Annotated in this window: 12 protein-coding genes; 5 read left to right on the plus strand and 7 right to left on the minus strand. The window is 71.9% G+C overall.

Annotated features, from left to right (window positions below; all coding sequences use genetic code 11):
* The first annotated feature begins 95 nt into the window (after positions 1-95).
* Together ACFQGL_RS19615 and ACFQGL_RS19620 are read left to right on the plus strand one after the other, a co-directional pair.
* Complete coding sequence (locus ACFQGL_RS19615; RefSeq protein ID WP_377513629.1) at positions 96-380, plus strand: hypothetical protein; 285 nt, start codon at positions 96-98, stop codon at positions 378-380.
* Between the two features lie 98 nt (positions 381-478).
* Entirely contained in the window at positions 479-907 is a 429-nt protein-coding gene (locus tag ACFQGL_RS19620) for a hypothetical protein (protein ID WP_377513630.1), read from the plus strand.
* Positions 908-914: 7 nt separating this feature from the next.
* Here ACFQGL_RS19620 and ACFQGL_RS19625 read toward each other — a convergent pair whose 3' ends face one another.
* The gene (locus ACFQGL_RS19625; protein ID WP_377513631.1) at positions 915-1934 is read right to left on the minus strand and encodes a PASTA domain-containing protein; all 1020 of its coding nucleotides are present in this window, start codon (positions 1932-1934) and stop codon (positions 915-917) included.
* Between the two features lie 193 nt (positions 1935-2127).
* A complete protein-coding gene (locus ACFQGL_RS19630; protein WP_377513632.1) occupies positions 2128-2826 on the minus strand; it encodes a PASTA domain-containing protein in 699 nt (232 codons plus the stop codon).
* 122 nt (positions 2827-2948) lie between these two features.
* On the opposite strand from ACFQGL_RS19630, the gene ACFQGL_RS19635 reads away from it, so the two are divergent.
* A complete protein-coding gene (locus ACFQGL_RS19635) occupies positions 2949-4343 on the plus strand; it encodes a hypothetical protein (RefSeq protein ID WP_377513633.1) in 1395 nt (464 codons plus the stop codon).
* Positions 4344-4363: 20 nt separating this feature from the next.
* Here ACFQGL_RS19635 and ACFQGL_RS19640 read toward each other — a convergent pair whose 3' ends face one another.
* Both ACFQGL_RS19640 and ACFQGL_RS19645 read right to left on the minus strand, forming a co-directional pair.
* Complete coding sequence (locus ACFQGL_RS19640; RefSeq protein WP_377513634.1) at positions 4364-5842, minus strand: glutamate-cysteine ligase family protein; 1479 nt, start codon at positions 5840-5842, stop codon at positions 4364-4366.
* A gap of 296 nt (positions 5843-6138) precedes the next feature.
* Positions 6139-6720: a YceI family protein gene (locus ACFQGL_RS19645; protein ID WP_377513635.1), complete on the minus strand. Its 582-nt coding sequence runs from the start codon at positions 6718-6720 to the stop codon at positions 6139-6141.
* Positions 6721-6820: 100 nt separating this feature from the next.
* Here ACFQGL_RS19645 and ACFQGL_RS19650 point away from each other — a divergent pair, with 100 nt between their 5' ends.
* Positions 6821-7312 (plus strand): MarR family winged helix-turn-helix transcriptional regulator, encoded by a 492-nt coding sequence (locus tag ACFQGL_RS19650; protein WP_377513636.1) that lies wholly within the window; start codon positions 6821-6823, stop codon positions 7310-7312.
* 204 nt (positions 7313-7516) lie between these two features.
* On the opposite strand, the gene ACFQGL_RS19655 is transcribed toward ACFQGL_RS19650, so the two are convergent.
* From ACFQGL_RS19655 to ACFQGL_RS19665, 3 genes are all read right to left on the minus strand, one after another.
* On the minus strand, positions 7517-10210 hold the full coding sequence (locus tag ACFQGL_RS19655; RefSeq protein WP_377513637.1) for an ATP-binding protein: 2694 nt from the start codon (positions 10208-10210) through the stop codon (positions 7517-7519).
* 135 nt (positions 10211-10345) lie between these two features.
* On the minus strand, positions 10346-11494 hold the full coding sequence (locus ACFQGL_RS19660) for an acyl-CoA dehydrogenase family protein (RefSeq protein ID WP_377513638.1): 1149 nt from the start codon (positions 11492-11494) through the stop codon (positions 10346-10348).
* A gap of 81 nt (positions 11495-11575) precedes the next feature.
* A complete protein-coding gene (locus tag ACFQGL_RS19665) occupies positions 11576-13108 on the minus strand; it encodes an acyl-CoA carboxylase subunit beta (RefSeq protein WP_377513639.1) in 1533 nt (510 codons plus the stop codon).
* A gap of 185 nt (positions 13109-13293) precedes the next feature.
* Here ACFQGL_RS19665 and ACFQGL_RS19670 point away from each other — a divergent pair, with 185 nt between their 5' ends.
* Positions 13294-13857: a snapalysin family zinc-dependent metalloprotease gene (locus ACFQGL_RS19670; protein ID WP_377513640.1), complete on the plus strand. Its 564-nt coding sequence runs from the start codon at positions 13294-13296 to the stop codon at positions 13855-13857.
* Positions 13858-13882 lie beyond the last annotated feature (25 nt).

The raw sequence follows: 13882 nt of genomic DNA on the forward strand, positions 1-13882 counted from the left end.
ACGGTCCACGAGGCACGACCCCGTCCGCCGGGCCGAAACGTCCCCGTTCAGATATCGCCGGCAGAACCGCCGGCCAACCCTCCCCAGGAGCCCATGTGCTTCCCCGCTCCGGTGACGTTCTGCACGTGACTCGCGCGGCGAGTGTCCAGTTCCTCAGACCCATCATGTTCCGGGTGATCCGGGTGATGGACTGGCCGACCTACGACGGTTGGCTCTGGCTCGAAGGCTACGAGTTGAACGCGGCGGGGGACGCGGTCAACCGTCGGTCGATCTTCGTACAACGGGAAGGGCTCCAACAGGTGCAGGCCGCACCCGAGCCCCGCCCGCACACCGTACGGACCCGGCGACCGGTCGTCCGTACTCCCGCCCGGGTGGGCTGACCCGCGCGAACCGCCGTCGGTGGGCGTGCCGTCGCCATAGAATTGGTACGCCCACCCCGGCACCGTTCCACCCGCACGTCCAGGGCCCTGAGCCTGGGATGGTCATGGTCAATCAGCCCGCCGTGCGGCGGCACCACCGCTCTCGTATCGCCTACGCTCTCGGACTCCTCGCCCTGCTCGGGGCCGTGACCACGATCGTGGTCCTGGTCCGCGATCCAGCGATGTCGTCCACCCGGCTGACCACCCCGGTGCCGGCACCGGAGATCACCGTGGTCGACGCCGACCCACCGCCGGACGACGAACCCGGCTGGGCCGGTGCCGGTGCCACGGCCAGTGCCGATGCCACCGCCAGTCAAGCCGGGGCGTCCGGCGCCGGGGCCGGCGGTCAGCAGGAGATCACCGAGGCCGCTCCGGCCCGGCACACCGACGAGGACGTCCGCCGCTCACTGTTCTGGTCCGGGCTGTTCGGCCTGACCATCTCGCTGGCCGGCCTCGGTCTGGTCGGCACCCGTCGACGAATGTGGTGAGCGCCGGTCAGGGCGTACCCGTCGCAGTCGGGCTCGACCCGGTCGGCCCGGTGCCGGTCGAGGGCCGGGCCTGGGAGACGATCAGCACCAACTCCTCGTCCGCCGGCACCGTCGTGCCGGCCTCCGGCTCGGTGCCGACCACCGTGCCCGGCGGCAACGCCGACGGGCGGTACTCCACCCGGTAGGTCAGGCCGAGTCGGCCCAGCAGCCCCTCGGCAGTGGCCTGCGACAGGCCGGCGAGCGGCGGCACCGGCACCTCGGCCGGCGCGGTGGTGGTGGCCGGCGGGCTGCTCGGCGACGCGGTGGTCGGTGCCGCCGAGGTCGGGGTCGCGCTGGTCGGTGCGGCACTGGTGGCACTGGCGGGCGGGAGTGACGGGGTGGGTCCGTCGTCGTCGTCCCGATCGTCCCGCGCCGCGAGGAGTACCCAGAGCGCGGTCCCGAGCAGGCCGGCGAGCAGCAGCGCGAGCACGCCCCAGAGGATCGGCAGCCACCAGCGTCGGCCGGCCTGCTCCTCGGCGTACCACTCCCCGGCGGGTTCGGTCGGTCGGGACGGTCGCACCTCCGCCCGCCCGGACCAGGGCGCCGGGGTCGAGCGCTCGGCGGGCATCCGCGCGGTCCGGTCGGCCGGCGTGCCGGGCTGGGTCAACGCGGAGCGGTCGATCGGCATGGTCTGGTCAGGCGACGCGGCGGGCCCACCCGGCCCGGCGCGATCGATCGGCGCGGTCTCGTCGGACGACGCGGCGGACCCACCCGGCACGGTGCGATCGATCGGCGCGGTCTCGTCGGGCGACGGGAGCCGTCGTGGCGGCGGGGCCGGCTCGGTCGGCTGGGTCGGCTGGGCCGGCTCGGTCGGCTGGGCCGGCTCGGTCGGCTGGGCCGGCTCGGTCGGCTGGGCCGGCTCGGTCGGCGGGGCCGGCTCGGTCGGCGGGGCCGGCTGGGGTGGCTCCGGCCGGTTGCCGGACGGCATCGGGCGGGTCCGGTCGTCGTCGGGCTCTCCGGCGGGCGGCTCCTGGCGGTCGTCGCTCATCGCACGTCCTTTCCCGAACCGGGCGGGCGGCATGGCCCTCGACCGCCAACCTAACCGCCCGCAGCATCATCGGTGGGGATCAACGGCCCGAACCGCCCGGCCCGGATACCGGCGGCCACGCTGAGTTCCGGGCCGAGCGTGCCGGGTGCGCTGCCGGTTCGGTACGGCGGTGTAGGTGAAGTCGCCGCAGCGATCAGAGCGTGGGTTTGACGACCGGCTGGCTGGGCGGAGCCGCCCCGCACCAGATGCTGACCTCGTCGTTCCAGCGGGCGGTACCGTCCTCGGTCGGGTCCTGCCGGCTGACCTTTCCGCTGCGTCCGCTGCGGTAGCGCGGGTAGAGCCCCTCTTCGACCAGTTCGTCGGCAGCCTTGGCGCAGTCGTCGCCGACCACATCGGGCACCTCGGCGATGGGCGCCGGCCCAGCCACCTGAAGTTGCACGGTGGTGCCCCGGGACACCTCGGTGCCGACGACTGGTGAGGTGCTCTCGACCGTACGACCGAAGCCGGTGCCGAAGACCAGCCGCCAGCCCAGTCGCTGCTTTCGCAACGCGTCCCGGGCCTGCACGAAGTCGGTGCCGACCACCGGTGGCACGGTCAGCCCGGTCCCCTTGGTCGAGGTCGCGGAGGTTCGTGGGGCCGAGGGCGTGGTCCGACCGGTGCTCGGCCGAGATGCGGTCGCCCGGCCGGTCGGCGTACCGGGCGTGGTCACCGCCGCCTGCGGCACCTCCTGCGGTGCGTCGTCCCTGCTGGCCAGCCACCAGCCGCCAGTCGCACCGATCACAGCCATGAGCACGGCGACCAGCCCGCCGCCCAGCAGCACGGTGGCCCGGCTCGCACCGCCGTCGCCCTGGCCGTCGGCGGAATCCTGCCGACCCGTGTTTCCGTCCGTCATACCGCCCACCGCCTCATCACCGGCGACCGTACCGCTCGCCGCCCAATCCGTTGCGCCGGCGGTCCACTCCGGCAGGTCGCCGCGACTCGCCGCGCCGACGACGGGACGTTACGCTGCCCGGCATGGCCAGACGGGGCTGGGGAGTATCGATCGCAACGGCGATCGGGGTCGCTGCCGGCGCTGGTGCCGCGCAGCTGGGGTTCGGCTACGGGCTCGGCGTCATCACCTGGACGCCCACCGATGCCGGGGCGGCCGACACCGCCTGGGCGGGAGGCCTCGCCTGGGCGACCTGGCTCGCCGCCAGCTCGACGGTGCTGGGCGCGGTCTGTGCGCAGCGGCTGCATCAGCGGGCCGTGCCGCCGGTGACCGTTGCGGATTCGACGACTCCCCTCGCCGAAGGCGCCGGAGTGGCGGACGGGTCCGACCCGGTGGAGCCGACGACACCCGGGACCGCGCGGGCAACTGCGGTCGAGAGCACCGACCGGCCGAGCACGACAACCCGGCGAGCCACCCCGCACACCGAGCGCGGGGGCCTGCTGCGGCGGGTCGCCGTGGCCCTCGGCGCCGGGTTCGGCGGACTGGTCACCGTACTGCTGGTCGCCGTACCGGCCCGGGTCGCGGTGGGCGCCGACACGGGTTCACCGCAACGGGTAGCGGCCGTACACGCGGGGCTGGGCATCCTGATCGGCGTGCTCGTGGCGGTGTGGGCGCTGCGCTCCCGTACCGCCGCGGCGAACGTGACCGCGACGGCCGCCTGGCTCTGGCTGCTCGCGGTGGTCTCGGTGATCGACGGAGTACGCGTCGGGCGCGGACTGACCGGTGCCCAACTCGGCACCTGGCAGCTCGATCCGGACCTCCCGCGGTACTGGATCGGGGACCACCTTTACTGGCCTGGTGCACTGCTGGCGCTCGTGCCCGCGCTGCTGATCGGCGCGCTGACCGCTCGACGGGCCGCCCGATCGGCCGGGCACCGGGTGGGCGCGGCGGCCTCCGGCGCAGCCGGTCCGCTGCTCGTCGCACTCGCCTACCTGACCACCGTGCCGCACTGGTCGACACCGGGTCCCGAGCAGTTGTCCACCCAACTGATCGCCCCGTACGCGGTGATCGCCGGCATCGGCGGCTCGGTGCTGGTCGCCGCCCTCGCCGAGCGGGCCGACCGGAACCGGACCGCTGAACCGAACCTGGCCACCGACTCCGAATCGACCCCGACCTCGACCTCGACCCCGACCTCGACCGTTGGGGCTGAACCCGAGCCGTTGGCGCCCGGCTCGTCGGCCGGGACCGCCGCTCGTCGCGGCGGGTCGGACACCGGCACCGCACCGACGACCGGGGCGAATCGTCGGACGCGCGACGCGACCGCCGTACCTCGGGTGCCCGCGCCGCGGACGGCCCCGGACCTCACCGACCCAGCCGCACCAGCCAACCCTGCCGACGGCGAGGCAGCCAAGGCCGCCCCGGCCCCGAGCAGCCGGCGCAACCGACCGACGCCCCGCCCAACCCGTCCCACCACCGACTGACCCAACCGGCGGGCGGCTGGTTAGTCGACTGGCCAGGTGTGGACTGGTTCGTTGCTCCGCTGGAGTTCCGCGTAGCGCTGGACCATGTGGTGCAGGGCGGCGTCCCGGTCCATGCCTCGGTGGTGCTCCGCAGCCCAGACCGCCTCGGTCTGCCAGACGGCACCGTTGCGGCCGGTACGGCAGCGCTGCTCGATGATGCCGAGCAGTCGATCCCGCTGCTCCGGCACGACCCCGAACCCGTCCAGGCCAGCCGCCGCGGTGGGCAGCAGTTGCTCCAGCACCAGCTTGGTGACCGGCACGTCGCCGACCCCGGGCCAGTGCAGTACGGCGTCCAGGCCACGTCGGGCGGCGGCGTGGAAGTTCTCCTCGGCGGAGCTGAAGGTGAGCTGACTCCAGATCGGCCGGTCCGCCTCGGCGAGGCCCCGCGCCAGTCCGAAGTAGAAGGCGGCGTTGGCCAGCATGTCCACCACCGTCGGGCCGGCCGGGAGCACACGGTTCTCCACCCGCAGGTGCGGGCGGCCATTCATGATGTCGTAGACCGGGCGATTCCACCGGTAGACCGTGCCGTTGTGCAGCCGCAGCTCACCGAGCTTGGGCACGCCACCGGCGTGCAGCACCTCCACCGGGTCCTCGTCCTCGCAGATCGGCAGCAGTGGCGGGAAGTACCGGACGTTCTCCTCGAACAGGTCGAAGATCGAGGTGATCCACCGCTCGCCGAACCAGACCCGGGGGCGTACGCCCTGGGCTTTCAGCTCGTCCGGGCGGGTGTCGGTGGCCTGCTCGAACAGGGCGATCCGGGTCTCGGCCCAGAGCTGGCGGCCGTACAGGAAGGGAGAGTTCGCCCCAACCGCCACCTGGACGCCGGCGATGGCCTGGGACGCGTTCCAGTAGTCGGCGAAGCTGTCCGGTGCCACCTGAAGATGAAACTGGAGGCTGGTGCAGGCGGCCTCGGGTGCGATCGAGTCGGTGTGGGTCCGCAACTGCTCGACGCCACGGATGTCGAGCTCGATGTCCTCACCTCGGGCACCGACGATCTGGTCGTTGAGCACCCGGTAGCGCTCGTTGGTGGAGAGGTTGTCCTCGACCAGGTGCCCCTCGGTGAGGGTGGGCAGGATGCCGACCAGGACGATCTTCACATCGGACTTGGCTGCGCGCTCTTCGGCACGGGAGAGGCTGCTGCGCAGGTCGTGTTCGTAGTTGGCGAAGCCGGCGCCCTCGATCAGCCGGGGTTCGGCGTTGAGTTCCAGGTTGAACTGCCCCAACTCGGTCTGGAAGAGCGGGTCGGCGATGTCGGCGAGGATCTCCTCGTTGCGCATCGCCGGCTCGGCTGCCGAGTCGACCAGGTTGAGTTCGATCTCCAGGCCGGTCATCGGTCGGTCGGCGTCGAAGCCGAAGTCGTCCAGCATCAGGGCGAAGACGTCCAGGCACCGCCGGACCTTCTGCCGGTAGCGGACGCGGTCCTCTCGGGAGAAGGCGCCCTGCACGACGTCCCTGCCCATGTGTCCTCCCGGCGACTGGCGCGGTCCGGATCCACCTGTCCCGGAATGCGCATTGTGAACCATCCACGTTAAGAGCGCTCGCCTGGTCAGGGCCAGAGGCCGGCGCCGAGGATCCCGACACCGACCGAGCGGACTCACCCGTGAAGCCACCTGTACCCAGCGAGCCCGCGCCGCATCGGGTGGCGGCGCGATCAACTCGTGACAATTCACACGCGATCGAACGGCCGGGTGCCGGAGACGGCGCCGGGCCCGCGCCGATGTTCGACGCGGGCCCGGCGTACCGGCGATCCGAGGGATCAGGCCTGGCGGACGCCCTCGCCCTCGATCTCAATCTTGATCTTGCGGCTGACCAGCACGCCGCCGGTCTCCAGGGCGACGTTCCAGGTCAGACCGAACTCCTCGCGGTCGATCTCGGTGCTCGCCGAGAAGCCGAAGATGTCCTGGCCGAACGGGCTGCGGCCGACACCCTCGAACTCCACCGTCAGGTCGACCGGACGGGTGACGCCCCGGATGGTCAGCTCACCGGAGAGCACGAACTCGCTGCCACGGCGGGACTTGACACCGGTGCTGCGGTACTCCAGCGTCGGGAAGTTCTCGGCGTCCAGGAACTCGGCGCTGCGCAGGTGCGCGTCCCGGTCGGCCTGGGTGGTGTCGATGCTGGCGGCCTGGATGGTCGCAACGACCGAGGACTGCAGCGGGTCCTCGGCGACGGTGATGGTGGCGGTAGCCTCGTTGAACTCACCGCGAACCTTGCTGACCATCATGTGCCGGGCGACGAAGCCAACACGCTTGTGCGCCGTGTCCAGCGCGTAGGTGCCGGGGGTCGGGATGGTGAGGCCGTCCCAGTCGCGGGTAACCGCTTCGGTGCTGCTGGTCATGCTGCTGTCCTCCAGGAGAATTGTTTAGTAGCCCAACGACTGCCTGAGCAACTATAGCGGCTGCAACATTCCCCGTGTCAAGTACTGGTATGGTGAACCGGTGACCAACGTGTTCGACGACCCCCGGATCACCGCCGTTGGCCTGCTCGTCGAGGCACACGCGGGGCTGCAGGCCCGCTTCGCCGCTCAACTTGAGGAGCACGGCTTCTCCACGGTCGAGTTCGAGGTGATCACCCGACTGGCCCGCTCGCCGGGCAACCAGTTGCGGATGACCGACCTCGCCGCGCAGACCTCCCTGTCCACCAGCGGAGTCACCCGGGTGGTGGACCGGATGGAACGCGACGGGCTCCTCGCCCGCCAGGCCTGCCCGTCCGACCGGCGCAGCTCGTTCGCCGTGGTCACCGCCGCCGGCATGCAACGGCTGGACGAAACGCTGCCTGGGCATCTGCGGATCATCGAGCAGTGGTTCACCGGCCAGCTCGATCCCGAGGCACTGGCGGCGCTGCTGGACGGCCTGCGCCGGGTCCGCGACGCCGTGCACCCGTGCGCAACGGCCGGCAGCACCGACGGCGACTCCGTGACCCAGTGCTGAACGCCTCGGACACCTACCGGCAGAAAGACCGGCAGAACTGACCTTGACAACCGGACATAGCGCCTGTTGAGCCTCTTTTCCCCCGGCTAGCGGTGGCAGGCTTCGCCCACCGGGGATTCACCGGGGGGTGACGGCGCGGGCGAACAGCGAGGGGCAGAACCAAGGGGGCTCTTCGTCCGCGCCACTCCCAGCCCGACTGCGGCTCTACCGGGAAGCCGGCCCGCCACGGGCGGCGGTCAGTGCGTACAGCAGTGCCGTCTCCTCCGGCAGCAGCCGGATGCCGCTCTCCCGGCAGACCTGGTCGAGCCGATCGAGGATGGCCGGGTCGGCGGTGCTCGCCGCGAGCCCGACCAGGGCCTCCACCACGTCGCGCCGGCTCTGGCCGGCCTCGGCGGCGGCGGCGAACCACTCGGCCGCCAACTCCCGGTCACCCCGGTGCAGCGCCAGGTTCCCCTCGATCAACGCACAGACCGCCGCACCCGGGCCGCCCCAGCCCAGCACGACACCGTTCGGGCGTGGTCTGGACGGCCCGTCCCGCTCCGAGCGGGGCCGCAGAGGTACGGCCACCGCCAGCTCGGCGGCGCTGGCGCGCAACTCGGTGAGCACCTCGGTCGCCTCGTCACCGCGACCGTCCTGGGCGAGCGCCAGGCCCACCGTCCCGAGCAGCCGTCGGCGATGACGTGGATCACCCAACTCGGACAGCACCGCCATGACCCGTCGTCCCTGGTCCACCGCGTCGGCGTACCGACCCTCAAGGCGGGCGACCTCGGCCCGGTTCGCCCAGGCTAGTAACCGCAGCCGCTGTTCCCCGCACTCGGCGGCGAGCCGGTCCACCGCAGCCAGCCGGCGATGCGCCGCGGCCAGGTCGGCGGCCCGGATCTCGTGCCAGGCGAGGCTGTTCTGGGCCACCGCCATGTCCCGGATCCGGCCGTTGCGGGCAGCCAGTCGGAGCACCGCCTCGGCGTGCTCGCGGGCCTCGACGCGCCGCCCGACACCGACCAGCAGCGCGCCCAGCACGATCCGTGCCTCCAGCTCCCCGGTGATGTCGCCGATCTGCTGGAACGTGTCCAGTGCGGCCTGCGCGGTCGGCAGTTCATCGGCACCCGCGCCGTGCTCGGCGGCGAGCCGGGCCACCCCGACGGCCGCCCAGCCGCGCAACACGGGCTCGGCGTGGACGGTCCGTGGATCGGCCAGCAGCCGGCGCAGCCACTGCCGGCCCGTGACGTCGCGCCCACGGAAGCGCCACCAACGGGGTAGGCAGGCCGCCAGGCGAAGCGCGGTGAGCGGGTCGTCGCTGGCCGCGTGCGCCAGCGCGGAGCTGATGTCGCTGCTCACCTCGTCCAGCCGATGCACCGCGGCGGACAGGCCGGGACCGACCAGGTCGGCGGCGGTCCGTGCCACCAGCCGGGCGATCACCACCGCGTGCCGGCGTCGGATGAAGGCGAGCTCACCGTCGCCGGCCGCCTGCTCGACGGCGAAGTCGCGGACCGCGTCGAGCAGTCGGAATCGGAACGCCCCGGTGCCCCGTACGCTCAGCAAGCCGAGTTCGACGAGCCGGTCCAGCAACGGAACGGGGTCGATCGCCACGGTGCCGTCCTGGTCGGCATCGTCGACGAGCATCTCCTCGGCCAGTTCCACCGACCAGCGGTTGCCGAACACGGCGAGCCGGCGCAGTGCGGCCCGCTCGTCCGGCGCGAGCAGCCGGTAGCTGGTCGCCACCGCATCGCGGAGTGTGACCGCCTCCGTTGGCGGGGCGGTGTCCACGCCGGCCGGGCGACGTGTGGTCACGTCCGGTCCGTCCCAGCCGGGACGGACCGCCGGCTCGCTGGGAGTGGGCAGGTCGAGCACCCGGTCCCCGTACCGGTCGAGCAGTTCGGTGAGGTCCAGGATCCGGCCCCGGGCGGCCATCAGTTCGATGGCCAGGGGCAGCCCGCCCAGTCGGCGGACCAGTGCGGCCAACGCCGGTAGCTCGTCCACGGTCGCGGGCGCCCGACGAACCTGGGCCAGTCTCGCGGTGAACAGCGCGACTGCCGGCCACGCCCCGAGCGCGGCCGGCCCGGACCGTTCGGCGCCCACCGGTGGCACCTCGAGTGGCGCGACCGGCCACACCCGCTCGCCGGGCAGCCCGACCGGATGCCGCCCGGTGACCAGCACCCGCAGCGAGGGCAACGCCCCGGTCAGTCGGTGCAGCGTCTCGGCCACCGGGCCGGGGGCGCGCTCCACCGCGTCCACCACCAGCAACGCCGGCCGGCCAGCGATCCGGGCCACGAGTTCCGGTGCCCTGCTCGCGCCGAGCACGGCCACCGAGGCGGCGAGCACGTCCGGCCCGTCCGAGCCCTCGCCGACCAGAACCCCGGCCACGCCGCCCGGATGAGCACCGGCGACCGCGTGCGCCACCGACAGGGCCAGAGCGGTCTTACCGACCCCGGCCAACCCGACCAGGCTCACCAGCCGGGGGCCGCGCTCCTCGGTCAGCATCCCGGCCAACTCTTTGACGTCGCGGTCCCGGCCGATCAGTGCGACCGACGGCGGTAGGGCGACCGGCGGGTCGGACCCGGCGGGCTCGGCCGTCGGCGCGGCGGTGCCGGTGATCGTGAGCGCCGCCGGGATCGCGTCCGGCCGAGACTGTTCACCGCCACTCGGGCCGCGGGCCGCGGCCAGGAACGCCGACCGGGTGGCACCGGTCAACTCCAACGCTCCGGCGAGCAACTCCACCGTGGTGCGCTGCGGCCGGACCGACCGACCGCGCTCCAGGTCACGCACCGTCCGCACACCCACGCCCGCACGGGACGCCAGCTCGGCCTGGGTCAGGCCGACGGCACGTCGGTGCCCGCGGAGCAGCTCCGGCAGCCCGGTACGGCCGGCCGGGCTCCGCGACCGATCATGATCCGGAGTCATGGGCAGGAAGAGTACGGATCGACCTCGGCCATCGGCAGTCGTACGTCGGGCTGCCGACGTACGCTCGCCGATATCCGACAGCCGAAACGGGAGCCCGTGCCGGATTCGGTCGGTGGACCGATCCCGGGCGGTCGCTCAGAGGCCCAGGTCGCGAGCGATGATCATGCGCTGCACCTCGCTGGTGCCCTCGCCGATCTCCAGGATCTTGGAATCCCGCCAGAACCGGGCCACCGGGTACTCGTTCATGAACCCGTAGCCGCCGTGGATCTGGGTGGCCTCCCGGGCATTGTCGACGGCGATCGTGCTGGCGTGCAGCTTGGCGATGGCGGCCTGCCGCTTGAACGGCTCGCCGGCCAGCATCCGGGCTGCGGCGTCGTAGTAGGCGAGCCGGGCGGTGTGCGCCTTCAGCTCCATGTCGGCGATCTTGAACTGGATCGCCTGGTTGGCACCGATCGGTCGGCCGAAGGCGTGCCGCTCCTTGGCGTACTTGATCGACTCGTCGACGCAGCCCTGTGCGAGACCGACGGCCAGCGCGGCGATCGCGATCCGGCCCTCGTCGAGGATCTGCAGGAACTGGGCGAAGCCCCGGCCCCGCTCGCCGAGCAGGTTGGCCGCCGGCACCCGGCAGTCGTCGAAGGTCAGCTCGTGGGTGTCCGAGGCGGTCCAGCCCACCTTCGAGTAGCCGGGCGCCACGGTGAAGCCGGGAGTGCCGGTGGGCACGATGATGGTGGACAGCTCCTTCGAGCCGTCCGGGTTCGTGCCGGTGACCGCGGTGACGGTGACCAGGGCCGTGATGTCGGTGCCCGAGTTGGTGATGAACGCCTTCGAGCCGTTGATCACCCACTGGTCGCCGTCCAGCACCGCGCGCGTCTGGGTGCCGGCGGCGTCCGAACCGGTGCCCGGCTCGGTGAGCCCGAAGCCGGCCAGCGCCTCGCCGCTGAGCAGCTTTGGCAGCCAGGTCGCCTGCTGCTCCGGCGTACCGAAGCGGTAGATCGGCATCGCGCCGAGCGAGACCGCCGCCTCCAGCGTGATCGCGACGCTGGAGTCGACCCGGGCGAGCTCCTCCAGGGCGAGGCAGAGCGCGAAGTAGTCGCCGCCCATCCCGCCGTGCTCCTCGCCGAAGGGCAGGCCGAACAGGCCCATCTTGCCCATCTGCCGGATCACCTCGTACGGGAAGGTGTGCCGCTCGTAGTGCTCGGCGATGACCGGTGCGATCACCTCTCGCGCGAAGTCCCGCACGCTCTCCCGCAGCGCCGTTTGGTCGTCGGTGAGCCGGAAGTCCATCTCATCCTCCTGTGTGGACGGGCCGCTGGGCGCTCGTGACGCCGAGGCGGTTCGCGGTGGCGGGTCGGGCCGGTCGTCCGGTCAGACCGGGGTGACGCCGTGCCGGCGCCGGGAGAAGTGCCGGTCCTTGGTACGCGCGGCGGCGAACCGCCGGACCAGGTCGGTACGCAGGTCGTGCGGCTCGACGATGGCGTCCACCACCAACTCGCTGGCGAGCCGGACGATGTCGATGTCCTGCTCGTACTCGGCCCGCTTCGCGGCGACGAAGGCGGCCCGCTCGTCCGCGTCCGGGATGGCGGCGATCTTGTTGGCGTAGACCGCGTTGACGGCCGCCTCGGCTCCCATCACCGCGATCTTCGCCGACGGCAGTGCGATGGTGGCGTCCGGCTCGAAGCCGGGACCGGCCATCGCGTAGAGACCGGCGCCGTACGCCTTGCGCACCACCACGCAGATCTTCGGTACGGTCGCCTCCGAGATCGCAGTGATCATCTTGGCCCCGTGCCGGATGATGCCCTGCTTCTCCACCGCGCTGCCGACCATGAAGCCGGGCACGTCGCTGAGGAACAGCAGAGGCACGTTGAACGCGTCGCAAAGCTGCACGAACCGGGTCGCCTTGTCCGCCGAGTCGACGAAGAGCACGCCACCCTTGAACATCGAGTTGTTGCCGAGCACGCCGACGACCTCGCCGTCCAGGCGACCGAAACCGATGGTCAACTCCTTGGCCCAGAGGGCCTGGATCTCGAAGAAGGAACCCTCGTCGAGCAGCCCCTTGACGTACCGCCGCATGTCGAACGCCTGCCGTTCGCTCGCCGGCACCAGCGCCGCGAGATCGGCCTTCGCCGGCGCGGCGACCGGTGCGGCGGCCGGCGGCGTCTGCGTCCAGTTCGCCGGCAGGTACGACAGGTAGCGCCGGACCACGTCGAGCGCGTCGGCCTCGGTCTGGCAGAGGAAGTGCCCGACGCCGGATTCGGCGGTGTGCACCTTCGCTCCGCCCATCGCCTCCAGGGTGGTCTTCTCGCCGGTGACCATCTCGACCATCCGGTCGGAGCCGAGGTACATGCTGGCGTTGCCGTCGACCATGGCCACCACGTCGCAGAACGCCGGGATGTACGCCCCGCCCGCGGCGCTCGGCCCGAACAGCGCGCACACCTGGGGGATCGAGCCCGAGGCGCGAACCTGGTTCCAGAAGATCTTGCCGGCGCCACGCCGGCCGGGGAAGAGGTCGACCTGGTCGGTGATCCGGGCGCCGGCCGAGTCGACCAGGTAGACCATCGGCACGCTGGTGGAGTACGCCCGTTCGATGATCCGGATGATCTTCTCGACGGTGCGGGCTCCCCAGCTGCCGGCCTTGACGGTGGAGTCGTTGGCCATCAGGCAGACCTGGCGGCCGTCGATGGTCGCGGTGCCGGTGACCACGCCGTCGGCGGGCAGACCCTCGGCCAACGCGTTGGCATAGAGGCCGTCCTCGACGAACGAGCCCTCGTCGACCAGGAGCGCGACCCGCTCTCGGGCAAAGAGCTTGCCCTTGGCGGCGTTGGCCGCGTGGTACTTGTCCGCGCCGCCGGACCGGGCCCGCTTGCGCAGCTGCTCCAGTGCCTCACCGTCGAGCGTCACGCCGACTCCCTCGCCATCCAGACCTGAACGATCGTTAGGCTAGCGCATCCACGCGAGCCTCGGCGACCCATGGCCGGATCCGAGTGGCGGGGACCAGCGAGCAACCACTGTTTCGAACGAAACATTGAAATCTATTAATCTCTCAGATTAGGCTCCTGGCACCCCCTCTCAGATTGGAGTCAGCGATGACCTCACGACTCAGTCGGCTCGCCGTCGCGTTGGTGGCGACGGCAGGTGCCACCCTCGGCGTCACGGTCGCCAACCCGGCGCCCGCGTCCGCTGCCATGACCATCTGCTACAACACCAGCCAGGCAGGTGCCTACGCCGGCACCGCCAACTCGGCGGCCTCGATCTGGAACAACGCCACCTCGAACCTGACGCTCTCCGCGAACTGCGGCTCCAACCTGCGGATCTACCAGATCACCGGCGGTGGCTCGTACGCCGTCCGGACCAGCCTCGGCAACGGCCGGGTCTACATCGACACCCAGCAGGCGGCGCAGTACAGCCCGCTGCGGATCATGACCCACGAGATCGGGCACATCCTCGGCCTGCCGGACAACTACAACGGCAACTGCGCGCTCCTGATGTCCGGCGGTAGCGCCGGCACCAGCTGCACCAACCCGTACCCGAGCACCGCCGAGGCCAACCGGGTGACCAACCTCTTCGCCGGCACCCGCATCGCCACCGACAGCACCGGCGCGGACATCTTCCGCGACAGCTGGCCGAGCATGCTTACCTCGGTGAACTGACCGACCGGATACGTCGGAGGGGCCG

The organism is Micromonospora vulcania, from assembly GCF_042658605.1.
GTDB lineage: Bacteria > Actinomycetota > Actinomycetes > Mycobacteriales > Micromonosporaceae > Micromonospora > Micromonospora vulcania.